This window comes from Burkholderia sp. BCC0397 (genome assembly GCF_902832865.1).
Lineage (GTDB): Bacteria > Pseudomonadota > Gammaproteobacteria > Burkholderiales > Burkholderiaceae > Burkholderia.
In genome coordinates, this window is record NZ_CADFDL010000034.1 from 1 (window position 1) to 460 (window position 460).

Annotated in this window: 1 protein-coding gene; it reads left to right on the forward strand. The window is 59.3% G+C overall.

What is annotated here, in order from left to right:
• A partial coding sequence (locus tag HWX03_RS36635; protein WP_175874675.1) for an RNA-guided endonuclease TnpB family protein occupies positions 1–460 on the forward strand: 460 nt, incomplete at both ends.

A 460-nucleotide genomic window follows, 5' to 3' on the forward strand; every position in this document is an offset into this window, starting at 1 on the left:
CGACGCGCGGCGGAAAAGCTGGCGAAAGCGCAGCGAGCACGAAAGCACAAGCGACATATCGCGAAGCTGCACGCAAAGATCGCCAATGCCCGCGCCGACTTCCAGCACAAGCTCACGCTCGATCTGGTGCGGCGATTCGATTACATCGCGGTTGGCAACGTATCTGCCGTCAAACTCGCCAGAACCAGGATGGCGAAGAGCGTCTACGACGCATCCTGGTCGTCCTTCCGGAACAAGCTCCGCTATAAAGCGATCGCGCACGGGGCCACGTTCGAGGAAGTCGACGAAAGCGGTTCCACCCAGTCCTGTTCGTCGTGCGGATCGAAAGACAGCACGACGCGGCCGAAAGGTATCGCGGGACTGAGAATAAGAGAGTGGGCCTGCAGTGACTGTGGTGTCGAGCATGATCGAGATACCAACGCTGCGTTGAACATTCTCCGATGCGGACGTGCATCGCCAG